At 66.5% G+C, this 23448-nt stretch carries 23 protein-coding genes; 21 read left to right on the forward strand and 2 right to left on the reverse strand.

The features are described from left to right. Positions 1 to 147 precede the first annotated feature (147 nt). Together J7E80_RS20665 and J7E80_RS20670 are read right to left on the reverse strand one after the other, a co-directional pair. On the reverse strand, positions 148 to 1419 hold the full coding sequence (locus tag J7E80_RS20665) for an acyl-CoA dehydrogenase family protein (RefSeq protein ID WP_215054090.1): 1272 nt from the start codon (positions 1417 to 1419) through the stop codon (positions 148 to 150). 1 nt (position 1420) lies between these two features. Further along, the gene (locus J7E80_RS20670) at positions 1421 to 2599 is read right to left on the reverse strand and encodes a CaiB/BaiF CoA-transferase family protein (RefSeq protein ID WP_215054091.1); all 1179 of its coding nucleotides are present in this window, start codon (positions 2597 to 2599) and stop codon (positions 1421 to 1423) included. A 131-nt stretch (positions 2600 to 2730) separates the two neighbouring features. Between J7E80_RS20670 and J7E80_RS20675 the strand changes: the two genes are divergently transcribed. The 21 genes from J7E80_RS20675 to J7E80_RS20775 all read left to right on the forward strand — a co-directional run bounded on the left by J7E80_RS20675 (position 2731) and on the right by J7E80_RS20775 (position 23420). Continuing rightward, positions 2731 to 4323, forward strand: a complete 1593-nt coding sequence (locus J7E80_RS20675; RefSeq protein ID WP_215054092.1) for a class I adenylate-forming enzyme family protein — start codon at positions 2731 to 2733, stop codon at positions 4321 to 4323. Positions 4324 to 4372: 49 nt separating this feature from the next. Then, positions 4373 to 5506: a hypothetical protein gene (locus J7E80_RS20680; protein WP_215054093.1), complete on the forward strand. Its 1134-nt coding sequence runs from the start codon at positions 4373 to 4375 to the stop codon at positions 5504 to 5506. Continuing rightward, complete coding sequence (locus J7E80_RS20685) at positions 5503 to 6672, forward strand: thiolase family protein (RefSeq protein WP_215054094.1); 1170 nt, start codon at positions 5503 to 5505, stop codon at positions 6670 to 6672. The genes J7E80_RS20680 and J7E80_RS20685 overlap by 4 nt, the downstream gene beginning before the upstream one ends. Then, positions 6669 to 7151, forward strand: a complete 483-nt coding sequence (locus J7E80_RS20690) for a Zn-ribbon domain-containing OB-fold protein (RefSeq protein ID WP_215054095.1) — start codon at positions 6669 to 6671, stop codon at positions 7149 to 7151. Before J7E80_RS20685 ends, J7E80_RS20690 begins: the two co-directional genes overlap by 4 nt. Next, positions 7151 to 8752: an AMP-binding protein gene (locus J7E80_RS20695; protein WP_215054096.1), complete on the forward strand. Its 1602-nt coding sequence runs from the start codon at positions 7151 to 7153 to the stop codon at positions 8750 to 8752. Before J7E80_RS20690 ends, J7E80_RS20695 begins: the two co-directional genes overlap by 1 nt. 122 nt (positions 8753 to 8874) lie before the next feature. Next, entirely contained in the window at positions 8875 to 9129 is a 255-nt protein-coding gene (locus J7E80_RS24755) for an OB-fold domain-containing protein (RefSeq protein ID WP_396020825.1), read from the forward strand. Further along, the gene (locus J7E80_RS20705) at positions 9126 to 10247 is read left to right on the forward strand and encodes a thiolase family protein (protein WP_215054098.1); all 1122 of its coding nucleotides are present in this window, start codon (positions 9126 to 9128) and stop codon (positions 10245 to 10247) included. Before J7E80_RS24755 ends, J7E80_RS20705 begins: the two co-directional genes overlap by 4 nt. Positions 10248 to 10472: 225 nt before the next feature. Continuing rightward, complete coding sequence (locus J7E80_RS20710; protein WP_215054099.1) at positions 10473 to 11246, forward strand: electron transfer flavoprotein subunit beta/FixA family protein; 774 nt, start codon at positions 10473 to 10475, stop codon at positions 11244 to 11246. A 15-nt stretch (positions 11247 to 11261) separates the two neighbouring features. Then, the gene (locus J7E80_RS20715) at positions 11262 to 12236 is read left to right on the forward strand and encodes an electron transfer flavoprotein subunit alpha/FixB family protein (protein WP_215054100.1); all 975 of its coding nucleotides are present in this window, start codon (positions 11262 to 11264) and stop codon (positions 12234 to 12236) included. Positions 12237 to 12283: 47 nt separating this feature from the next. Next, complete coding sequence (locus J7E80_RS20720) at positions 12284 to 13219, forward strand: cytochrome b/b6 domain-containing protein (protein ID WP_215054101.1); 936 nt, start codon at positions 12284 to 12286, stop codon at positions 13217 to 13219. Positions 13220 to 13345: 126 nt separating this feature from the next. After that, the gene (locus J7E80_RS20725; protein WP_215054102.1) at positions 13346 to 14482 is read left to right on the forward strand and encodes an acyl-CoA dehydrogenase family protein; all 1137 of its coding nucleotides are present in this window, start codon (positions 13346 to 13348) and stop codon (positions 14480 to 14482) included. A gap of 2 nt (positions 14483 to 14484) precedes the next feature. Then, positions 14485 to 15549, forward strand: coding sequence for an enoyl-CoA hydratase/isomerase family protein (locus tag J7E80_RS20730; RefSeq protein WP_215054103.1), 1065 nt, complete (start codon positions 14485 to 14487; stop codon positions 15547 to 15549). Positions 15550 to 15625: 76 nt separating this feature from the next. Then, on the forward strand, positions 15626 to 16552 hold the full coding sequence (gene mmsB, locus J7E80_RS20735) for a 3-hydroxyisobutyrate dehydrogenase (RefSeq protein ID WP_215054104.1): 927 nt from the start codon (positions 15626 to 15628) through the stop codon (positions 16550 to 16552). Further along, complete coding sequence (locus J7E80_RS20740) at positions 16549 to 17325, forward strand: enoyl-CoA hydratase (protein WP_215054105.1); 777 nt, start codon at positions 16549 to 16551, stop codon at positions 17323 to 17325. Before mmsB ends, J7E80_RS20740 begins: the two co-directional genes overlap by 4 nt. 64 nt (positions 17326 to 17389) lie before the next feature. Further along, the gene (locus tag J7E80_RS20745; RefSeq protein ID WP_215054106.1) at positions 17390 to 18889 is read left to right on the forward strand and encodes an aldehyde dehydrogenase family protein; all 1500 of its coding nucleotides are present in this window, start codon (positions 17390 to 17392) and stop codon (positions 18887 to 18889) included. 2 nt (positions 18890 to 18891) lie between these two features. Continuing rightward, positions 18892 to 20127: a CaiB/BaiF CoA-transferase family protein gene (locus tag J7E80_RS20750; protein WP_215054107.1), complete on the forward strand. Its 1236-nt coding sequence runs from the start codon at positions 18892 to 18894 to the stop codon at positions 20125 to 20127. After that, positions 20124 to 20945 carry an enoyl-CoA hydratase/isomerase family protein gene (locus tag J7E80_RS20755; protein WP_215054108.1) on the forward strand — a complete coding sequence of 274 codons (822 nt, stop codon included), beginning with the start codon at positions 20124 to 20126 and terminating at the stop codon, positions 20943 to 20945. Before J7E80_RS20750 ends, J7E80_RS20755 begins: the two co-directional genes overlap by 4 nt. 89 nt (positions 20946 to 21034) lie before the next feature. Then, on the forward strand, positions 21035 to 21658 hold the full coding sequence (locus J7E80_RS20760) for an adenylate kinase (RefSeq protein WP_215054131.1): 624 nt from the start codon (positions 21035 to 21037) through the stop codon (positions 21656 to 21658). Positions 21659 to 21672: 14 nt separating this feature from the next. Beyond that, positions 21673 to 22101 (forward strand): aspartate 1-decarboxylase, encoded by a 429-nt coding sequence (panD, locus tag J7E80_RS20765; RefSeq protein ID WP_215054109.1) that lies wholly within the window; start codon positions 21673 to 21675, stop codon positions 22099 to 22101. 2 nt (positions 22102 to 22103) lie between these two features. Beyond that, positions 22104 to 23009, forward strand: a complete 906-nt coding sequence (gene panB, locus J7E80_RS20770; protein ID WP_215054110.1) for a 3-methyl-2-oxobutanoate hydroxymethyltransferase — start codon at positions 22104 to 22106, stop codon at positions 23007 to 23009. A gap of 87 nt (positions 23010 to 23096) precedes the next feature. Further along, positions 23097 to 23420: a hypothetical protein gene (locus J7E80_RS20775; RefSeq protein WP_215054111.1), complete on the forward strand. Its 324-nt coding sequence runs from the start codon at positions 23097 to 23099 to the stop codon at positions 23418 to 23420. The last annotated feature ends 28 nt before the right edge of the window (positions 23421 to 23448 follow it).

Consider the following 23448-nt stretch of genomic DNA (forward strand, 5'->3'; position numbering starts at 1 on the left):
GACAGGGACGGGAAACGCTGGCGGGCCGGGCAAAATACCCTTCACGAGGATGCCCTGCCGGCCGCAGCCAGACGCGCGACGGATACGGGAGCCTCTGGGCTCAGGTGGACGGTGCGGCGGCCCCCAGCCCCAAGAGGGCTTCACCGTTCACCGGGTAACCGCATCCTGTTCCAGCACCTTCCGGGTCCGCTCGTCCCGCAGTGCTCGCTGGCGATGCAGTTCCCGGCGCCCGAGAGAAGCCTTGTGCACCTCGTCGGGACCATCGGCCAGCCGCAGGGTCCGTGTCTGCGCCCACAGCGCGGCGAGTGGGAAGTCCTGGCTGACGCCACCGCCGCCATGGACTTGGATCGCCTTGTCCAGTACCCATTCGGCCATGGCCGGTACCAGGATCTTTATCGCCTGGATTTCCGTGTGGGCACCCTTGTTGCCCACTTTATCCATCAGCCACGCTGTTTTCAGGACGAGCAGGCGGGCCTGCTCTATTTTGATTCTGGACTCGGCGATCCAATCCCGTATGACCCCCTGCTGGGAGACGGCCTGGCCGAAGGTCGTCCGGCCGTCCGCGCGGGCGCACAGAAGTTCAAGCGCCCGTTCCGCCATGCCGATCGCGCGCATGCAGTGGTGGATGCGGCCCGGGCCCAGCCGCGCCTGCGAGATGGCGAAGCCGTGCCCCTCCTTGCCGATAAGGTTCGCAGCGGGCACCCGGACGTCGGTAAACTCGACCAGCGCGTGACCGCCATGGCCTGCGTCGTCGTAGCCGAAGACGTTGAGGTGGCGGACGACCTTGACGCCGGGCGTGTCGATCGGAACCAGCACCATCGACTGCTGCTCGTGCCGGGAGGCATCCGGATCCGTCTTGCCCATGACAATCAGGATCCTGCATAAAGGGCTGAGTGCCCCTGATGTCCACCACTTACGCCCGTTGATGACGTACTCATCGCCATCACGGGTGATGCGCGTGGCGATGTTGAATGCATCGGATGAGGCGACGTCCGGCTCCGTCATCGCGAACGCCGAGCGGATCTTTCCCTCGAGCAGCGGTTCGAGCCACTGCTTTTTCTGTGCGTCCGTCCCGAAATGGGCGAGAACTTCCATGTTGCCCGTGTCCGGGGCCGAGCAGTTCATCGCTTCGGGAGCCAGCAGCGGACTGCGGCCGCTGATCTCGGCCAGGGGCGCATAGTCGCTGTTGCTGAGTGTGCCGCCGAAGGACGGGGTCAGAAAGAGATTCCACAGCCCGCGGGCCTTGGCTTCAGCCTTCAACTCCTCCATTACCGGACGCGGCGCCCACGGTGTACCACGGAGGGCCAGTTCCTCAGATTCGCGGTCAAACACCGCTTCGGCCGGGTAAATGACTTCCGTCATGTAATCGTTCAGGCGCGCACTGAGCTCCTCAGAGCGGACGCTAGGTGTGAAATCCATGTCACTCGCTTTCTGTTTTCGCCTGAAAGACGACGTTGTCCGCCTCCAAGCGGTTGATTTCCTGGGGATTAAACCCGAAGCTCCGCAGCACGGCTGTCGTGGATTCGCCAACTCGCTGCGGCGCCGTGCCGATGGAGCCGGGAGTCCTGGAAAAGCGCGGAGCGGGAGCGGGCTCCACTGATCCGGGCGTTCTTGACCGGTGCGCAGCGCGGGCGATGCTGTGCGGGTGGTTCGGCGCCTCAGCCACGGAGAGGACCGGCGTCAAACACGAATCGGTACCCTCCACCCGTGCCACCCACGCGTCACGCGGCGCCGCAGCGAAGGTCCGCTCAAGCAGTGCCCGGACATCCGGCCATGTGGAACGGTCCCACTGGGTGGCCGGATCCACCGGCAGTTCCAAAGTGCGCACTAAAGTCGCCCAGAATTTGGGTTCCAGCGCCCCGACCGCGACATGTTCACCGTCGGAGCAGCGGTAGGTGTCGTAGAAGGGCACTCCACCGTCAATGAGATTTGATCCGCGCGCCAGGTTCCACTCGCCGGAGTTCAGCATCGAGTAGATCGACGTCATGAGATAACTCGCTCCGTCGATCATCGCGGCGTCGACCACCTGCCCGGCTCCGCTTCCGGCACGCTCCAGGAGGGCTGACAGCACGCCGATCATCAGGAACGTGCCGCCTCCGCCGAAGTCCGAGACGAGATTGAGCGCAGGAACAGGCTTCCGTCCGGCCTCGCCGGTCGCGTGCAGCGCCCCGGTGAGGGAGGAGTAGTTGATGTCGTGGCCGGCGCGCGGGGCCAGAGGGCCGTCCTGGCCCCATCCGGTAGCCCGGCCATAGATAAGCTGCGGGTTGCTTTTCAGGCACTCCTCTGGGCCGAGCCCCAGGCGTTCCATGACTCCCGGACGGTTGCCTTCGAGCAGCACATCGGATCGGCTGCACAGCTCCAGCACGAGATCGCGGCCTCGCGGAGCCGTGGCATCCACACAGACCGAGGGCCGGCCTCGGAAGAGGATCTGTTCGGTCGGATCGCCGGTGTCCAGGCCGGCAGCTGACGCGGGCCGGTCGATGCGCACTACGTCGGCTCCCAGGTCCGCCAGCATCATGGCCGCGAACGGCACGGGGCCAAGGCTCGCCATTTCGAGTACGCGGAATCCAGTCAGGGGACCCCCTTTACTTGACGTCATCGTCTGCGCCCTTCTTCTTTTCGTTGGCGGTCTGCCCATCCCAGCATACAACCAAACCAAACGGTAGGTTGACTTATCTTAGCGGACACATCTAGTGTGAGGTGCACACAGAAAGGGCTGGGTATCACCTCATGGACGAGTTGATCTTCCCACGGGAGTTTATCCGCGTGGCTGACCTGCATTCGGAGCGCAGAGCCACGATCGACCTGGGCAAGCAAAGCGAATTCACCTTCGCCCAGAACCGTTCGCGGGTTACGAAGCTCGCCGATGCTATGCGTGCTGATCTCGGATTGGACAAGTACGACCGGTTCGGCGTGCTCCTCGGAAACCGCCATCAATACGGTGAATTGTGGCACGCAGGCCTGATGGGGGCAGGGGTGATCAATCCTTTGAACAGCCGGGCACATGTGGACGACATCCGGTACATGCTGGCGGATTCAGGAGCGAAGGTTGTTTTCGCCGACGGCGACTATGCGGGCCTGATCGAACGCTGCCGGGCGGATCTTCCGGATCTGCACACCGTTGTGCGAGTCGGCGACGGGGACTTCGCCGGCGACCTCGACTACGACGATCTGTTGGAGGCAGGTTCCGACTCCGGCGGATCAGTGGATTTGCGCGAAGAAGACATGGCCGTACTGATGTATACGGGCGGGACAACCGGCCGGCCCAAAGGGGTTGTGATGACCCAGAAAGGTGTGATGCTCAACTGGCATCGCATCACCGAATCGATCAGGCCGACTCCCGACTGGGCAACCTTGCAGGTGGTGCCGCTGTTCCACGTGGGCGCCTTCGTCGCCTTGACACTGACCCATCTAAGCGGGGGCGCCATTGCTTACCTTCCTCGGTGGGATGCGAAGGCAGTTCTGGACGCGATCGAAAAATTCAGGCTCACGGGAATTTCAGCCGTGCCCAGCATGGCCGTGCAGCTTATCGAGCACCCGGAGTTCAGCCCGGAACGCGTTGCTTCGCTGCGGTTCTTCGGCTACGGCGCCGCCCCCATGTCCGAAGGCCTGCTTCGCCGCCTGCTCGACGTGCTCCCCCCCGAGGCCGACTTCGTCCAGGCCTACGGACTCACGGAGGCAGGCGGCATGGTCACCGTGTTGGACGGGGCCGATCACCGGCTCCTGGACGCGGACCTGCTCCGCTCTGCCGGCCGGCCGATGGCGGGCTTCGAAGTGGGCATTCGTGCAACAGGGTCGGGCGAACCGGTGCCCACGGGCGCTACGGGGGAGATTTGGCTCCGTAGCGGCAGCATTATGCGCGAATACTGGAACCGCCCGGAGGAGACGGCTGAAGCCTTGGCCGAAGGCTGGTTCCACACCGGCGACGTGGGCTACCGCGACAAGCGAGGTTACCTCTGGATTACCGACCGGGCCAAGGACATGATCATCTCCGGCGGTGAGAACATTTTCTCCATCGAGGTGGAGAACGCCATCTCGACCCACCCTGCGGTCTCCGAGGTCGCGGTAATCGGCAGGCCGCACCCGCTCTGGGGCGAAACCGTTCACGCGATCGTCCGGTTGATCGAAGGGCATACCGTCACGGCGGAGGAGATCACGCTGCACGCCCGTTCGCGGTTGTCAGCCTATAAGGTTCCCCGCTCCGTCGAAATCCGCAGCGAGGCGTTCCCCCAATCTCCCGCGGGAAAGATCCGAAAGAACGAACTGCGCGACAGCCTCTCTTTTGCTCAAGCCGAACCACAAAACGATGGCGGCACCAAATGAGCGATGCGACATCGAAAAGTTCCTACAATCCACGATTGGGCGTACCCCCATGCCACATTATTCCTCCCCGAGTGTTCAGGATGAGCTCTACATAGCGGGCAGTTCCTGGCTCAAGCTTGAAGACGACTCGGGACTGCAGCTCGATGAAGCGGTTTTCGAGGCCTGTTCGGCAGCGCTGCGCAACGCCGGCATCAAGCGCCACCAGGTTGCGCTGTCGATCACGAGCTCACTTGACCTCTACGACGCGCGATCAATCTCCAACGCCCTGACGGCGCCGGCGGCCGCCGGCTATCTCAACGACGAGTTGAGAGTCGAAGGCGACGGGGCAGCTGCCTTCCTCGTAGCTGCCGCCGGCCTGGCATCGGGCCAGGCCGACATCGCCATCGTCGTCGCCAGCAGCGCCCCTGAAGTGGGATACACGAGCGAGGCCGCTGTGCGCGGGCTGCAGGAGCACGTAAGCAGCTACACGTTCGACGCGCACACCAGCCGCCCCGTGGGCCTGACCGCCAACACGGTCCTGGGCCTGCACGCGGCCAACCGCCTGGATGTCGGGCGGGTGAGCTGGGCGAAGATGGTCGAATCCACCGCCGCCGACATCAACCGGGGCGCCGCCTCCGGACGCGCCCAGCGGGCGGCGACAACAATCGACGCCGTCGCTTCAGCGCCCGTGGCGATGGCACCGCTGAATGAGTTGATGCTCCCCGCGTCCTCCGCAGGTATCGGCGCCATCGTCATCGCTGCCGGCGTGGCCGGGCGGCGGTGCCCTGATCCGCTGGCCCGGGTCACCGGGTGGGGCAGTGCGGTCTCGCCGAGTCCGGGCCGCACATCGTGGCTGACCAACCCTGCAGGGGCCGCCGGGAAGGCCGCCCGGGACGCCTACCGCCGGTCCGGGCGGAGGGCTGAAGAGATCGGTTATGCCGAGATGACAGACCTGACGCCGGCCATGACCGACGAGCTCGCCGAGGCACTCCAGATCCGCCACCTCGCCGCAAGCGAGCGTAACCGCACCGGCGGAGTGCGCAGTAACCACCCCGGCATCGCCAACGGTCTGCTTCGTATCATCGAAGGCGCCGAACTTGCCAGGGAGCGCACGGCCGGGCACAACGCATTGGTTCATGCGGCCGACAACCTCATGGGCCTGACCTCCTCCACCTCGTCCGTTCTTATCCTGGAGTCGCTGTGAAAGATCACGCCGTCATCAGCGGTGTCGGGTTCACCTCCGCCACCTCGCCCCGCCGCCAGCCGCTGTCGAAAGACGAATTATGCCGCCAGGCCGCCGACCTCGCCCTCGAGCATGCGGGGGTTAAGCGCAGCGACATCGACACCGTCATCATTGGCGACATCGCCGGTTTCGAGGCCTCCAGCGTCTCGGCGCTCACCATTGCACCGTTCCTGGGGCTGCCCGAGTACACGAACATCATCCCCATCAGCACCGGGGGAACCTCCGGCGGCCATCTTGCCAACCAGGCGGCAGCCCTGGTGCGGGCCGGCTATGCCGAGCGTGTACTGTGCATCGCCCCGAACACCTTCGACGGACCCGTCGACCTACAGGCGGTCATCAATACCAACTCACCGATGATTATGGAGCAGCCGCTGGGCATGGGGGCCGTGCACATGGGCGCGTTCTTCCCGGGAGCGTACCAGCAGCGCTACGGTGTGACCGATGATCAGCTGATGGCCGTGGGCGCAAAGAACAGAAGGCACGCCGACCACAACCCCTTCGCTCACATCACGAGCAGCCTTGCCGACGAGCACGCCCAGCGGATGGTTTCCACGCCGCTACGGCTCGGGATGGTGTGCCCAGTATCCTCTGGCGCCATTGCCCTGGTCGTGACCGCTGAGAGCCTGGCCGTCGAGGAATCCCCGAATCCCCTTGTCAGGATTACGGGAGCAAGTTCGATCAGCGACGGCTACCTTGGAGGCAAGCGGCGCGACTTCTCCAAGTTCGAGGTCGTCGAACATCTCGCCCGGAAGGTCTACCGCGAGGCCGGTATCATCGATGCACGCCGCGACCTCGATGTTCTGGAGCTCTTCGTGCCGTATGCGCCCATGGAGTACCTGCTCCAGGAAGCCTTCCTGATCTGCGGCTGGGGGGAAGCACCAGGCCTGCTCGAAGAAGGAGCCACAAGCCATGGCGGCGACATCCCCACCAATCTCTCGGGCGGGCCGCTTTGCGCCAATCCCGGTGTTGCCGGCCAGATGGCACCCATCGCCCATGTCGCTTTGCAGCTGATGGGGCAGTCCCCTACGCAGCAGGCGGAGGGAGCCAAGCGGGGGCTTGCCCACAGCACGGGCGGCACCTTTTTTCAATTCCACACCGCGACCATTATGGAAAGGGTCTCCGCATGACCGCCACCGACACCACCACCGAAGCAGCTCTCGTCCATGACGTGCACTGGAAGATCGACTACCGCGTAAAGCTCGGACGGGCCTGGAGCCGTTTCATGCGCGGGCTCCAGAAACAGGAGCTGTGGGGAACCCGCTGCGAATCCTGCCAGCGCAGCTATGTGCCGGCGCAGGACTACTGCGAAGCCTGCTACGAGAAGATCACCAATTGGGTCCAGCTTGAGCCAACAGGAACCCTGCGGGCGGCGACGATCGTCTACCAGGGTTTCGAGGGCGGCCCCGAAGCACCGTACGTCGTCGGCGCCGTCGAGATCGACGGGACCCATTCCCTGCTGATGCACTTCATCGGCGGCGTCGATCTTTCTGACTCCGACGCGGCGCGTGCCGTGCTCCGCGATGGCCTGCGCGTGCGGGCAGTGTGGTCGGATGAACGCACGGCAGCGATCACCGACATCAAGCACTTCGCGGTCGAGCAGGCCTGATGACCGGGGTGACGGCCGCCACGACCGCGACGGTGACAGCGGGTGGGAGCGCGCGGGACACGATGCGTTCGGCGTTCGATCACGCCCTGTCGGCTAACCGGGAGCGGGTCGCAGTCGAGTTCGGCGGCAGAACGTATCGTTACCTTGATCTCGACCGGTGGGCGGCCGCCGTGGCGGCGCAGCTCAGAAGCCGTGGGGTCGGACCCGGTGACACGGTCGCCCTCTACACGCACAACTGCGTGGAGTTCATCGTGGCGGATATCGCGATCGCGCGTCTTGGCGCGGTCAAGTCACCGGTGAACTACATGCTGCCGTCAGATTCCGTCCGCTACATCCTTGAGGCCAGCGGCGCGAAGGTTGTCATAACTGACGCGTCCCTGGTTTTGGAGGCGGTCGCCCTCTCCTCATCCCTCCCGCTGTCACCTACAGTGCTGCAGATTACCGGCGGCGGCGCTCCGGCCGCTGGCGCCCTGGCGCTGGAGGACCTGCCCCCGGGCCGCGTCGATCCACTCGGATATCTCCCGCTCACGGCTGATGCCCCGGCAGCGCTTTACTTCACCGGCGGGACCACCGGCAAGCCGAAGGGCGTCCTGCACACCCAAAGGTCCACGGTGGCCCTTCATACCGCCCAGATGCTCGAAGGCGAGATCAGCCAGGACGAACGCATGCTGCTGATGACGCCGATGGCGCATGCAGCCGGCCTCTTTGCCCAGAGCGCCATTCTCCGCGGCGCAACCTGCGTGATCACGGACGGCTTCGACGCCGAGACCGCGGTGGACCTCTTCATCGAAAGAGCTATCACGTGGACCTTCCTCGTACCGACGATGATCTATCGGGTCATCGATGCTCTCCGCACCCGTCCCGTCAGGGAACTCGGAGTACGCACAATCGTGTACGGCGCGGCCCCGATATCGCCCTCACGTCTTGAAGAGGCCCTGGAACTGTTCGGACCGGTCTTTGTCCAGCTGTATGGCCAGACTGAAATGCCTAACTGGGGTACAAGGCTGACGAAGGCCGACCACGACCTGTCGCGCCCTGAGCTGCTCACCTCCTGCGGCCGGGCGTCGATCATGGCAGATCTGCAGGTCGTCGATGAGCACAGCAATCCGCTCCCCGAGGGCGGAACCGGTGAAATATGCCTCCGTTCGGCCTATGTGCTCCAGGAGTACCTCAACGATCCAGCCGCCACGGCCGACAAGTTCCTGGGGAACTGGATCCGCACCGGTGACATCGGCATGATCGAGGACGGCTACCTCTACCTGAAGGACCGCAAGAACGACATGGTCATTTCCGGGGGAATGAACGTCTATTCCCGGGAGGTTGAGGACGTGCTCGCTCGCCATCCTTCGGTAGCAGCCGTTGCGGTGATCGGCATCCCGCACGAGGACTGGGGGGAGGCGGTGCATGCGGTCGTGGTGCCCCGGGATGAGACCATCGACGCTGCAGGCCTTCTGGCCTGGTGCCGTGACCTCCTGGCGGCATACGCCCGCCCTAAGAGCATCGAGTTCGTGTCCTCGCTTCCCGAGACCGCCTTCGGGAAAGTGGACAAGAAGATTCTGCGAGAACCGTACTGGTCCGACCGGCGCAGGGGGATCAGTTGAGTAACAGACCGGTACCCCCGCTCCCCGACGCCCGGCCGCGGCTGGGCCCGTCGGCGACAATCGCCGGATTCAGGTGCACCGAGTGCCGCCATCCGGTCGGGCTCCCCGCACCCTGGTGTCCGTTGTGCCACGGGCAGCTGCAGGCTGCGGAGTTCGGCCCCGGGGGTGCCGTATGGTCATCGACTGTTTTCCGTGTCCCTCTGGACGGCCGGGTCCCGCCCTGGAGCCTGGCCTATGTTGATCTTGACGAGGGCCCGCGGATCCTGGCCCATGTGGCCGGTTCGACGGGTCGGCTTGACGTGGGCCGGCGGGTGGAACTCGTCGGCGAATCGGCCGAGGGCGATGTCGTGGTAAGAGAACTGGGAGTTTCAACATGAGCGCATCTGTCTGGGGCGTCGGCACCTCCATGTTCGGCAAGCAGCCCGAACTCAGCACCAACCAGCTGGTCTGGACGGCTGTCACCGAGGCCCTCAGGGACGCCGGGGTCGAATCGGTCGATGCGGTATTCGTGGGGACCTGTTTCGGCGAGCCAGGGATAGCCCAGCGCAGCCTTCACCGGATGGGCATCTCAGGGCTTCCCATCTCGATCTACGAGAATGCCTGCGCCAGCTCCACCCAGGCCTTTCACGAGGCCACGGTGGCCATCGACCAGGGACGCTATGAAACCGTCCTCGTTGTCGGGGTCGAACACCTCACCTCCCGGTTCTCGGGAGCGATTCCTGTAGAGCAACGGGACCCGGAGGGACGCGCCGGGCTGGGGCTGCCGGCGCTTTATGCCATGGGCGCGACCCGGTACCAGCAGGTCCACGGAGTGACAGATGCCCAGCTGGCGGCTGTCTCAGTCAAGAACCATGCAAATGGCACCATGAACCCGCGGGCCCAGCACGGCCGTCATGTCTCCATCGAACAGGTCCTCGCCTCGCCCATGATTTCAGACCCGCTCACCCTCCTGCAGTGCTGTGCCATTTCCGATGGGGCGGGCGCAGCGGTTCTCGGAAGCCGGCGCCGCACCTCACGGGACATTGAGGTGATGTCCAGTTCGATGGCCACCGGCCAGGCGTGGGACCACCGAAGCGAGAATGTGTGGGGTTTCGAGCTGATCCGCGACACTGCCGCGCTGGCATACCAGAAAGCCGGCGTCGGGATCGGCGACATCAACGTTCTCGAGGTGCATGACGCATTCACCATCGGTGAGATCGTCACTACCGAAGCGCTCGGAATGGCCCCGGTGGGGCGCGGCGGGGAACTGGTCGAGTCGGGCTGGACATCATTGTCCGGCGCCCAGCCGGTGAACCCCTCGGGAGGGTTGTTGTCCCGTGGCCATCCACTGGGCGCGACCGGCACGGCGCAGCTCGCAGAAATCGTCTGGCAGCTGCGGGGGGATGCGGGTGCCCGCCAGGTCAAGGGCGCCTCCTTGGGCCTGCTTGAGACGATGGGCGGCGGAGCCGGCGGCGTCGACGGAAATGCCTGCGTGGTCTCCGTCCTGTCCCGGTGACTGCGCAAAGGGCAGCCGTCCACTGTCGGACCGTAAGGCCGCCGGCCCTTCCGGGGCGAGGCGACGCAGGGGCCCGGCCAAGAGCCCGGTTCTGCCCCCGCGGCGGCCTGCGCACCGCAAGGGGGAGTCCAACTAACTTACTAGGAAGCCCTAGTATTTAGTTGGACTTCCTAGTAAGTTTGTCCCCAGCGTTCCATTCGAAGTCCCCAGCAGGAGGAAAATCCCGTGAAGATCACTGTTCTGGTGAAGCAGGTGCCCGACACCGAGGAGGAGCGCAGGCTCGACCCCGCGACGGGACTGCTTGACCGCGACGGAAGCGAGAGCGTCGCCGACGAAATCAACGAACGCGCCCTTGAGGTGGCGCTGCGCTACAAGGATGCGAACAAGGGCAGCGAGATTGTGGTGCTGACCCTGGGGCCGGCCGCCGCGGTGCAGGCCCTGCGCAAGGCCCTGTCCATGGGGGCGGACTCCGCGGTGCATGTGGTGGACGAGCGCCTGAAGGGCGCCGATATCGCGGTGACGGCCGCCGTCCTGGCCGCTGCCGTGCAGCGGACCGGCTTTGACCTGGTCCTCGCCGGCAACGAATCGACCGACGGCCGCGGCGGTGTGGTGCCGGCCATGGTGGCCGAGCACCTCGGGCTGCCGCTGCTTTCCTCGCTCAATACCGTGGAGCTCACCGCGGAAACAGTCTCCGGGGAGGTCAGCGTGGAGGCTGGGAGCCTGGCCGTGAGCGCGGCGCTGCCGGCCATCGTGTCGGTGACCGAGCGGTCCGCCGAGGCCCGCTTCCCGAACTTCAAGGGCATCATGACCGCCAAGCGCAAGCCCCTGGCCACGCTGACCCTGGCGGATCTGGGCCTGGATGCCGGCGCGGGAAGCGGCATTTCCACGGTGCTCACCATTTCCGAGCGGCCGGCACGCACTGCCGGGAAGAAAATCGTCGACGACGGAACCGCGGCCGCCGAGCTCGCCGGGTTCCTGGCCGCCGGCCGCCTGATCTGATTCGAGGAGACTGACATGGCCAATGTACTGGCACTGATTGAACTTTCGCCCGCGGGCGCCCTCGCCACCAGCGCCCCGGGCCTGATTGCCGCGGCCGCAAAGCTTGGCACGCCCGTGGCCGTGGTGGCAACGCAGCCCGGAACCGGCGCCGCCCTGGTGGCGCAGCTGGGCACCCTGGGCGCGCAGCAGGTCTATCTGGCCGAGAGCGCACAGGTGGGCGAACTGCTGGCGGCCGCCCAGGTCGAGGCGCTCACGTCCGCGGCCCGGGCGCTGGAACCCTCCGCCGTTGTCGTGGCGAACTCGGTCGAAAGCCGCGAGGCCGCGGCCCGGTTTGCGGTCCGCACTGGCGCCGGGCTGCTGGCCGACGTCGTGGACGTCCGGGCGGCCGGGGACGGGTCCGCCGTCGGCGTCCATTCGGTCTTCGGCGGCGCCTACACCGTTGAAGCGACCGTGCAGTCCAGACCGGCGGTCATCACCCTGCGCCAGGGCGCCCTCGATGAGCGCGCCCCCGCGGCGACCCCGTCGGTCACGACCGTCGCGCTGGACATCTACGCCGGGAACGCCGCCAGGATCGACGCGGTGCACCCCGCCGGGTCCGGGTCGGGACGGCCGGCGCTGCGCGGGGCCGCCACCGTGGTCTCCGGCGGGCGCGGCCTGGGCTCCAAGGAGAACTTCGTGCTCGTCGAGCAGCTCGCCGACGCGCTCGGCGCCGCCGTCGGCGCCTCCCGGGCCGCCGTGGACGCCGGCTACATCGAACAAAGCTCCCAGGTCGGCCAGACCGGCATCACCGTGTCCCCGCAGCTGTACGTGGCGTTGGGGATCTCCGGAGCCATCCAGCACCGGGCCGGCATGCAGACCGCCAAGACCATCGTGGCCATCAACAAGGACGAGGACGCCCCCATCTTCGACGTCGCCGACTTCGGCATTGTAGGCGATGTGTTCACCGTCGTCCCCCAGCTGATCGAAGCGATCCAGGCCCGCTCCAACTAGCCGCTCCGGCCGAAGCGGCCCCGCACCCAGGAAAAGGACAACCCGTCATGTCGACGACTTCCAAGAACCCGGCAACCAAGCCCGGGAACCAACGGGCCAGACTGGCCGTGGCGGTCGCCATAACCGTGGCGGCACTGGCAGCTGCCGTGCTCATCGCCCAATGGATGCGGACGCTCCCGGCCGTCCAGGACTTCCTGGCCACCTACCCGGGACACGTCGACCTGCCCGCCGCCGCCCCGACGGGCCTGCCGGCCTGGCTGGGCTGGCAGCACTTCCTCAACGCGTTCTTCCTGGTGCTGATCATCCGTTCCGGCTGGCTGGTGCGCACCACAGCCAGGCCCAAGGAGCACTGGACCCGGAACAACACCGGTTTGATCAGGACCCAGGGTAAACCGGCCAAGATCAGCCTCAACCTCTGGTTCCACCTGAGCCTGGACGCGCTGTGGGTGCTCAACGGCATCATCTTCATCATCCTGCTGCTGGCCACCGGGCAATGGATGCGGATCGTGCCGACCAGCTGGGACGTCCTTCCCAACGCCGCGTCCGCCGCCCTCCAATACGCCTCCCTTAACTGGCCCACCGAAAACGGCTGGATCAACTACAACTCCCTGCAGGTGCTGGCCTACTTCTCCATCGTCTTCATCGCCGCGCCCCTGGCCCTGGCCACCGGCCTGCGCATGTCGGGGGCCTGGCCCAAGAACGTCACGACGCTGAGCCGGATCTACCCCATCGAGGTGGCCCGGGCCATCCACTTCCCGGTCATGCTGTACTTCGTCTGCTTCGTCATCACCCACGTGGCGCTCGTGTTCACCACCGGTGCGCTGCGCAACCTGAACCACATGTACGCCTCCCACGACGGCGCCGGCTGGACCGGGTTCTGGATCTTCGCCGCTTCACTGGCCGTCATGGTCGCCGCCTGGTTCCTGGCCCGGCCGCTGTTCCTGCGCCCGATCGCCTCCCTCACCGGCAAAGTCAGCAAGTAACCGCGGGAGGCCCGGACCCCGCGGGCCCGTAATCCGGGATCACCAGAAAAATAGTAGGAGGTCCTAGTAATTAGTAGGACTTCCTACTATATTGAGACCAGAATCCACATCTTCGACAGGACCCCCATGTTTGAACTTAACGAGGACCAGCAGGCGCTGGTTGCGATGGTGCGGGACTTCGCCACCGGGGCGCTGGCCCCGCACGCCGCGAAGTGGGACGAGACGAAGCATTTCCCGGTGGATGTGCTGGCCGAAGCCGGCGCGCTGGGCATGGGCGGCATCTACGTCCGGGAAAAGTTCGGCGGCTCCGGACTCACACGCAGCGACGCGGTGATGATCTTCGAGGAACTCGCCAAGGCCGATCCGACGATCGCCGCCTACATCTCCATCCACAACATGGTGGTGTGGATGATCGATACGTTCGGCAACGATGAGCAGCGCGCACAGTGGGTGCCGCAGCTGGCCTCGATGGAGGCGCTGGGCAGCTACTGCCTTACCGAGCCGGGTGCCGGCTCCGATGCTGCGGCGCTGAGCACCAAGGCGGCGCGCGACGGTGACGACTACGTGCTTAACGGCGTCAAGCAGTTCATCTCCGGCGCGGGGTCTTCCAGCTTCTACATTGTGATGGCCCGCACGGCCGACACCGGAAACCGCGGCATCACGGCGATCGTGGTCCCGGCGAACACCCCGGGCCTGTCGTTCGGTGCCAACGAGAAAAAAATGGGGTGGAACGCCCAGCCGACCCGCCAAGTGGTCTTCGAGAACGTCAGGGTTCCGGTTACCAACCGCCTGGGCGAGGAAGGCAGCGGCTTCGGAATCGCGATGAAGGGCCTCAACGGGGGCCGGATCAACATGGGGGCCTGTTCCCTGGGCGGCGGCCAGACCGCCCTGGACAAATCGGTGGCCTACCTCAAGGAACGCCAGGCGTTCGGCGGCCCGCTGATCAACCAGCAATCCCTGCTGTTCCAGCTGGCCGACATGGAAACCGAGCTCGTGACCGCCCGGACGCTGCTCTGGCGGGCAGCGGACGCGCTGGACCGCGGATCGCCCGACGCCATGAAGCTCTGCGCCATGGCAAAGCAGGTCGCCACGGATGCAGGGTTCAACGTCGCCAACAGCGCGATCCAGCTCCACGGCGGCTATGGCTACCTGTCCGAGTACGGACTGGAGAAGATCGCCCGCGACCTGCGGGTCCACCAGATCCTCGAAGGCAGCAACGAGATCATGCGCCTGGTCGTCGGTCGTATTCTGGCGGGGGCCTAGCCATGGACAACGATGACATCTTGCTGCGCCGGGACGGCCACCTGGGACACATCATCCTGAACCGGCCCAAGGCCATCAACGCCCTCACCCACCCCATGGTCACACAGATCGCCGCCGCCCTGGACGACTGGGAACACGACGAGACCGTCGCGACGGTCCTGCTCACCGGTGCGGGGGAGCGCGGACTGTGCGCCGGCGGGGACATTGTGGCGATCCACCGGGACGCGGTGAACCACGGGACCGGGACCGAGCGCTTCTGGGCCGACGAGTACCGGCTCAACGCCCGGATCGCGAACTACCCGAAACCCTACGTCGCCGTCATGGACGGCCTGGTGCTAGGTGGCGGCGTCGGGGTCTCGGCCCACGGCTCGCTGCGGGTGGTGACGGAGCGCACCAAGGTCGGCATGCCGGAAACTTCCATCGGCTTCGTCCCCGACGTCGGCGGCACCTACCTGCTCTCACGCGCCCCCGGCGAACTCGGCACCCACGCCGCGCTCACCGCCGCCACCCTCTCCGGGGCCGACGCGATCGCCCTGGGCCTTGCCGACTACTTCGTGGACAGCAGCGCAATTCCTGCCCTGATCAGGAACCTGGCCGTGAGCCGGGCGGCCGAAGCCGTGCAGGCCCCCAGCGGGGGCTCCTTCCCGCCGTCGGCCCTGGCCGCGGAAAGGTCCTGGATCGACGGGTGCTACGCCTTCGACGCGGTCGAGGAGATCGTCGGCGCGCTGCGCGCCTCGGGGGTTCCCGCCGCGCAGGCCGCCGCGGAGTCCATCCTGGCGAAGTCACCCACGGCGCTGAAGCTGACGCTGGAATCGCTGCGCCGCGCCCGGACCTCCGGAAACCTGGCCGAAACCCTGGAGCAGGAATACCGGGTGTCGCTGCGCTGCCTCTCCGCACCAGACCTGGCCGAGGGGATCAGGGCCCAGGTGATCGACAAAGACCGCAAGCCGCAGTGGGCACCGGACACGCTGGAGGCGGTCTCGGCCGCCGACGTTGCCAGCTACTTCACCGATTTGGGGCCGCGCGAACTGCGCCTGGCCACGGTTGATTCCGGCACGAGCGTCTGAACGCCACGAACCGCACGAGCCACAACGGCGCACCACCACTGCCCAGCACCATTGCGCGAGGAAAAAGGAGTTTTTGATGGGTAAGAAGATAGCTTTCATCGGCCTGGGCCACATGGGCGGCCCGATGGCCGCGAACCTGGTCAAGGCCGGCCACCTCGTGTCCGGTTTCGATCTGGCGCCCGAGGCGCTGGAGCAGGCCCGCACGCAGGGCATCCAGGTGGCGGAGTCCTCCGCCGCGGCCGCGGCCGGCGCCGACGTCGTCATCACCATGCTCCCGGCGGGACGCCACGTGCTCGCCGCCTACCAGGGCCAGAACGGGCTGCTGGCCGCCGCCAAGCCCGGTTCGTTGTTCCTGGAGTGCTCCACCATCGCGGTGGAGGACGCGCGGGCCGCCCACGCACTGGCCGCCGCGGCCGGGCACCGGAGCCTGGACGCCCCCGTCTCGGGAGGTGTGGGCGGGGCGGTGAACGGCACGCTGACCTTTATGGCCGGCGGCAGCGCGGAGGACTTCGCAGACGCGGAACCGGTCCTGGCCGCGATGGGTGGCCGGATCGTGCATTGCGGCGGACCCGGCGTCGGGCAAGCCGCGAAGGTCTGCAACAACATGATCCTCGGAATCTCGATGATTGCCGTGTCGGAGGCCTTCGTCCTGGGCGAGAAGCTGGGCCTGTCGAATGAGGCATTGTTCGATGTCGCTTCGGCCGCGTCCGGTCAGTGCTGGGCATTGACCACCAACTGCCCGGTCCCCGGACCGGTGCCGGCGAGTCCCGCGAACCGCGACTATCAGCCCGGTTTCGCCGGCGCGCTGATGGCCAAGGACCTCGGCCTGGCTGTCCAGGCCCTTGAATCAACCGGGGTCCAGGCCCGGCTCGGTTCCCTGGCCGAGGAGATCTACCGGAACTTCGCGCAGGGCGAAGGCGCCGGCCGGGACTTCTCCGGCATCATCACCGAGATCCGGGCCGCCTCAGGCGTGGAGGCCCCGGCAGTGGAGGCACTGGCATGAGCGCCTTCCAGACCATCCTGGTCAAGCAGGAAGGACGCGTCGGGACCATCACGCTCAACCGGCCGGAGGCGCTGAACGCCCTCAACGTCCAACTGGGAAACGAGGTGCTCGCCGCGGCCCGCGAGTTTGATGCGGACCCGGAGATCGGGGCGATCATCATCACCGGCTCGGACCGCGCCTTCGCCGCCGGGGCGGACATCAAGGAAATGGCACCGCGCAGCTACATGGACATGTACACCCAGAACTATTTCGCGGCCTGGGATGAGCTGGCGAGGGTCCGCACCCCGCTGATAGCCGCCGTCGCCGGCCACGCTCTCGGCGGAGGCTGCGAACTGGCCATGATTTGTGACTTCATCATCGCCGCGGACAACGCCAAGTTCGGACAACCCGAAATCAGGCTCGGCGTGATTCCGGGCATGGGCGGCTCCCAGCGCCTGACCCGGGCGATCGGAAAGTCCAAGGCCATGGAGATGGTTCTTACTGGCCGGACCATGGGCGCAGCCGAAGCCGAGCGTGCCGGGCTCGTGGCCCGGGTCGTCCCGGCCGCCGGGCTGATGGAGGACGCCATGACGACCGCCGCGGCGATCGCGGGCATGTCCAAACCGATCGCGCTGCTGGCCAAGGAAGCCGTCAACGCCGCCTACGAGATGACCCTGGCCGAAGGCGTGCATTTCGAGCGCCGCCTGAACCACTCCTGCTGGGCCACCGCTGACCAGAAAGAAGGCATGGCTGCCTTCATCGAGAAGCGCCCCCCGGAATTCACCCACCGCTGACCCAGCCGTAACGGCCCGCCCGCAAGAACCGAGCCGTTCACCCCTTTTGTGAAAACGAGGAACCATGACCGAAGTAAGTGTTGACCCTCGGACCGGTGCCATCCTGGACGGGTTCGAACAACTGATGTGGATCGATGGCGCATGGACCGAGGCGCGCACCCGTGAGTGGCGCGAGGTGAAGAACCCGGCCGTCCGCGGGCAGGTGATCGCCCTGGTGCCCTCCGCGGGAGTTGACGACGTCGAACGCGCCGTCGCGGCGGCACGGCGGGCGTTCCCGGGCTGGCGGGCGGTGCACTTCACCGAACGCGCCCGGGCGCTGGCAAGAATCGCGGACGACATCGAGGTCCGGGCGGAGGAGTTCGCCCGGCTGACCGCACTGGACACCGGGAACGCCCTGCGCACCCAGGCCCGCCCCGAAGTCGCCACATTAGTGGCGCTTTTCCGCTACTTCGCCGGTATCGCCGGCGAGGTCAAGGGCACTACGTTGCCGGCCGGGGATAACCAGCTGCAGTACACCCGGCTGGAACCTCTCGGCGTCGTCGCGGCCATCCTGCCCTGGAATTCGCCGCTGATGATCGCCGGGTTCAAGATCCCCGCGGCGCTGGCGGCCGGCAACACCGTGATCCTCAAGGCCGCCGACGACGCGCCGCTGACGATCCTGCTGCTGGCCGAAATCTGCAACCGGCACCTGCCGGCCGGGGTCCTGAACGCACTGACGGGCCGCGGCAGCGTGATCGGTCAGGCGTTGTCCACCCATCCGGGCGTGGACAAGGTCTCCTTCACCGGGTCCACCGAGGTCGGACGCGGCGTTGCCCGTCAGGCCGGGGAGCGGCTGGCTCATGTGTCCCTGGAACTCGGCGGCAAGAACCCTTCCATCGTGTTCCCCGACGCAGTCGATGACGAGCTGATCGACGGGCTGCTGGCCGCCTCACGGTTCACCCGGCAGGGCCAGAGCTGCACCGCCGGATCCCGGTTGTTCCTGCACGAGGACATCTACGACGAGGTGCTCGAACGCCTCGTGGCCAAACTCGGCGCGCTCAAGGTCGGAGACCCCCTGGATGAGGCGACCGATATGGGCGCGATCATCAATGCCAGCCAGCACCGCCAGATTTCCGCCTACCTCGATGAGGGCCGCAACGACCCGAGGCTCCACGTCGCCCTCGGCGGTTCGGCACCGGCCGAGGGGCCGCTGACGGAGGGCTACTACCACCTGCCGACCGTGTTCGGAGGTGTCCGTAACGACTTCAGGCTGGCGCAGGAGGAGATCTTCGGACCCGTCCTGGCCGCGATCCGCTGGAAGGACATCGATGAGGTGGTTGCCATGGCCAATGATTCGCATTACGGCCTGGCAGCCTACGTCTGGAGCCGCAACCTGGACAACGCGCTGAACACCGCGCACCGGGTCGAGGCCGGCTGGGTGCAGGTCAACCAGGGCGGCGGGCAGCTGGTGGGCCAGTCCTACGGCGGCTATAAGCAGTCCGGCATCGGCCGCGAGGTCTCCCTGGAGGGCATGCTGGCCGGGTTCACCCAGACCAAGCAGATCAACGTCAAGCTCAGGGGCTGACCATGGACACGACAACAACGCCGACGGGCCCGCTGGCCGGAACCACCGTGCTGGACCTCACCCGCGCCCTCGCCGGCCCCTACGCTACAGCGCTGCTGGCAGACCTGGGAGCAGCCGTAATCAAGGTCGAGTCCGTTAAGGGCGGGGACTCGTCCCGGTCCTGGCCCCCGTTCGAAAACGAACACAGCCTCTACTTCGACTCCGTCAACCGCGGCAAGTCCTCCGCCGCCGTGGACTTCTACACCCCCGAAGGCAAGGACCTGCTGCGCAAACTGGCCCTGGAAGCGGACGTTTTGATCGAAAACTTCCGCCCCGGAGTCCTGGTGACGATGGGGCTGGACCCCGAAGAACTGCGCGCCGCGAACCCCGGACTGATCATCGCTTCCGTTACCGGGTTCGGCACCACCGGGCCCCTGGCCCGCACCGCCGGACTGGACCAAGTCGCCCAGGGCATGTCCGGACTCATGTCCGTCACAGGCGAAGACGCCGAGCACATGTACCGCTTCGGCGTCCCGATCGTGGACATGTGCGCCGGGATCTTCACCGCCTACGGCATCGCCGCAGCCCTTACCGGCCGCACCCGCACCGGCGCGGGACTGGACATCTCGACCTCGCTGCTGGAATCAGCCCTGGCACTCTCGGCGTTCCAGGGCCAGCGCTACCTCAGCAACGGCGAGATCCCCGTCCCCCAGGGCAACGACCACCCGGTCCTGGCACCCTATGGAGTCTTCAAAACCGCCGACATCCCGGTCATCATCTCCGTCGGCAACGACAAACAATGGCTCCAGCTCTGCGCCCTTACGGGGGATCCGGCCCTGGCCCAGGACCCGGACTACCTCACCGGACGGGACCGCTCAACAAACCGCAAAGCCCTCGCCCGGCGCTTGGAGGAACTCCTCACCGCCCGCCCCGGATTGGAATGGCTGGAAGCCTTCCGCGCCGCGAAAATCCCCTGCGGCCCGATCCACACCTACGCCCAAGCCTTCGCCGACCCCCAGGTCCAGGCACTGGACATGATCCGCACCATGAACCGCCACGACGGCACCGAACTGCCCCTGCTGCGCGGCCCGCTCTCCGTCAACGGCGAACCAACACCGGTCCGCAAGGCCCCTCCCGCCCTGGGCGAAGACACCCGCAAGATCCTGGAAGACCTCGCCCTGACTCCCGACCAGATCGAAAAACTCCTCGCCACCGGCATCGTGCGCGAAACACCCGCCCCCGACAGGGTCCGGGCATGACCGGGCCAGCGCAGGAAACCATGACAGCGGCACTGCGGGTCGAACACGCCGGCGCGGTGGCGAGCATCGTGATCGATAATCCGAAGCGCCGCAATGCGCTGAACCAGGATATGTGGCAGCAGTTCGCGCCCCTGCTGGAACGCCTGGGCGCGGACCCGGGCGTGAAGGTGGTCGTGGTGCGCGGCGCGGGCGGGAACTTCTCCGCGGGCGCCGACATTTCCGACCTGAAAGCCATCCTGCGCGACCCGGCCAGCGGGGCGCACGACGGCGGCCACGTCACCGCCGCCGAGAAGGCCCTGGCCGCCTTCCCCAAACCCACCATCGCCGCAATCGAGGGCTACTGCATCGGTGGGGCCTGGCAGATCGCCGGCGCATGTGACATCCGCATCGCAGCCGAGACCGCGACCTTCGGCATCACCCCCGCCAAGGTCGGCATCGTCTACCCGCTTTCGGGCATCGAGCGCCTCGTCCGCCTTGCCGGGCCCGCTACCGCAAAATACCTGCTGCTCACGGGCGATTTCATCACCGCCGCCCAAGCGCACGGTCTTGGCCTGCTCGCCCGCGTGGTCCCCGCGGACGGGTTCCGGGACGAAATCCAGGAATTCGCCGCCCGGCTCACCACCCGCTCCCAGCTCTCCACCCAGGCTATGAAGCAGATCATCGACGCCATCGCCGTGAACGATCCGGCCGTCCCGGCCATCAGCGGCTACTGGCAGGACCAGATGGCAGCCAGCGGGGAACCGGAAGAAGGTATCGGAGCTTTTCTCGCAAAACGGGAGCCGGATTTCCGCTGGAATGGCGGGGTCCGCCCGGCATAGGCCTGCAGTGAGGGGCCGTGCCGGATCCCTGTCTTTCCACCCGGATTGAATGGTACGAAACAATGACAGCAAGAGGGATTTGAATGAAAATGCTGGTTATCGGGCCCCCTGGTTCGGGCAAGGGAACGCAGGCCGCACGGATTTCCGAACGCCTGGGTGTCCTCGCCATCTCCACCGGCGAGATCTTCCGCGCCAACGTCAAGGACGGGACGCCGCTGGGCCTTGAGGCCAGGAAATACATCGACGCCGGCGGCTTCGTCCCGGACGGTGCCACCAACAACATGGTCCACGAGCGCCTCAGCGGCAACGACACCCAAAACGGCTTCCTGCTGGACGGATACCCCCGCACGGCCGCCCAGACCGACTACCTGGATAAGATCCTTGACGCCCAAGGCCAGGGCCTGGACATGGTGCTGGAACTGGCAGCGGACCGTGAAGAACTCACCGCACGGCTTCTTGGCCGCGCCAGGGCAGCAGGACGCACCGACGACACCCGGCACGTCATCCGCCGCCGCCTTGGCCTGTACCACGAGCAGACAGAAGCCGTGGTGTCGGAGTACGCCAAGCCCGGCATCTTGGCCAGCGTCGACGGCACCGGGGCAATAGAGGCAGTCACTGACCGCCTCTTTCAGGCGATCAGCACCCGCACCGCGGCCGCACCGCGCCGTCCCTCGCCCGTATACCGCGCCGCCGGGCCCTCCCGGGGTATGTAATGGCCAGGCACCTTATGACCCGTACCATGTTCAAGTCCAAAATCCACCGGGCCACCGTCACCCACGCAGACCTGCACTACGTCGGCTCTGTCACGGTGGACCTGGACCTGCTGGACGCGGCCGACATCCTGCCCGGGGAGCTCGTGGCGATCGTGGACGTCACCAACGGCGCACGCCTGGAGACCTACACCATTGCCGGGAAACGCGGCTCCGGCGTGATCGGCGTCAACGGGGCCGCCGCGCACCTGGTCCACGAGAACGACACCATCATCCTCATCACCTATGCCCAGATGAGCGCAGATGAGGCCCGGAACTTCGACCCTACAGTGGTCCACGTGGACCGGCACAACACGATTGTCCGGCGCGGCAATGACCCCGCCGAAGCCATCAGTCCCGGGCTGATGCGCCCGCCCTTCGCGCTGCACAACTCCCCGGAGACCTGACCATGTCCACAAGCACCAGCCCTGATCCGAGCACGTCCGCAGAAGTTGCTGCCCCGTACGGCAACGGCCCGGCAGCAGGCGCAGGCACAGCCTTCGGCGCGCCCGGGAAGCCTGCGGCGAAAATCCGCACCCACGACCTGCGCGACGCGAAGCTCCGCGGGGAGCGCTTCGCCATGCTCACCGCGTACGACCAGTACACCGCGGAGATCTTCGACCAGGCCGGGATCGAGGTCCTGCTGGTCGGCGATTCGGCCTCCAACAACGTCTTCGGCAACGAAACCAGCCTGCCGGTGACGGTGGAGGAGCTGCTGCCGCTGTGCCGGGCGGTGGCGCGTTCGGCCCGGCGCGCGCTGGTGGTCGCGGACCTGCCGTTCGGCAGCTACGAGGTCTCCGCCCAGCAGGCCGTCGCCACGGGCGTGCGGTTCCTCAAGGAGGGCCTGGCGCACGCGGTGAAAATCGAGGGCGGCAGCTTCTATGCCGGCACCGTGCAGGCCATGGTGCAGGCCGGGATCCCGGTGATGGCGCACATCGGCTTCACCCCCCAGAGCGAGCATTCCCTGGGCGGCTACCGGGTCCAGGGCCGCGGGGAGGACGCCCAAGGGCTGATCGAGGACGCCAAGGCCTTGGCCGGCGCCGGCGCGTTCTGTGTGCTGATGGAAATGGTCCCGGCCGAAGCGGCCGCGGCCGTGGACGCCGCCGTCGAGGTTCCCACCATCGGGATCGGGGCCGGGAATGCCACCACCGGGCAGGTGCTGGTGTGGCAGGACATGGCCGGGCTGCGCGGCGGGAAGATGGCCAAGTTCGTCAAGCAGTACGCGGACCTGCGGACCACGCTTGGCGATGCCGCGAAGGCCTACGCCCAGGACGTGCGCTCCGGGCAGTTCCCCGGCCCGGAGCATTCCTTCTAGGCAGGTTTCTCCGGCCAGACAGGTCCTGGTTGGACAGAAGCGCCCTGCCTGCAAAGTACCGACAATTAGAAGAGGAAGACGGTGACCATGGAGTCCCAGAGCGTAAGTCATGCCGGCATGTATCGCACCGACCAATGGCAGTCCCTCACCGGCGAGACCGTCGAGGTCCGGCTCGATGGCGAGGTGTACCACGCTGGGTTGGTTGATGCCGCAATGCCTGACGCATCCGGCCTATGGATTGCCCCCGAGGGGGCATTCCAGCGGAAATTCATCGATGCCGCTTGCGGGTTTGAGATCTGGACCAGCCTCTATCCGCGTTCACGATGGGACGGACACGCCGCTTCCGGGACGGCGGCAGAGGCAGCCGAAGTCCGTCAACAGAGCGCACCCCGGCCAGAAGATGCCCGGTGAACTCTTACATCGTGAGCACCTCGCACCC

Origin of the sequence: Arthrobacter sp. ISL-28 (genome assembly GCF_018613875.1) — a bacterium.
Lineage (GTDB): Bacteria > Actinomycetota > Actinomycetes > Actinomycetales > Micrococcaceae > Arthrobacter.